The sequence below is a fragment of the Novosphingobium sp. 11B genome (assembly GCF_054589055.1).
In genome coordinates this window covers 1-245 of the sequence record NZ_BAAILP010000216.1, presented here as the reverse complement: position 1 = coordinate 245, position 245 = coordinate 1, and the positions used below count along the sequence as shown (strand labels likewise).

Genomic DNA, 245 nt, shown 5'->3' with positions numbered 1-245 from the left:
TGCCTGGATATCCATTCGCCAGCGAGCAACGTCTCGAAGAGCCGGCGGTCAAGACTGCGGCGCGTTCGGTAATCAACGTCCTCGGGCACGGCGCGGTGTCGCAGCTTGGCATGTCGCAAGCGAAGAGCGAGGCGCCTGTCATTTCGGTAGGTGGCCTCGTGGTCGAGCAGCAGTGCCAGCCATTCTGCGTGGCTGAGACTGGCTGCGTCATCGTTGCTTTCCATCTCGGCGAAGGCCTTGGCCAT

At 62.4% G+C, this 245-nt stretch carries 1 protein-coding gene; it reads right to left on the bottom strand.

Annotated features, from left to right (window positions below; translation table 11 throughout):
* A partial coding sequence (locus tag ACYPYD_RS19725) for an ATP-binding protein (RefSeq protein ID WP_459663559.1) occupies positions 1 to 224 on the bottom strand: 224 nt, incomplete at its 3' end.
* Positions 225 to 245 lie beyond the last annotated feature (21 nt).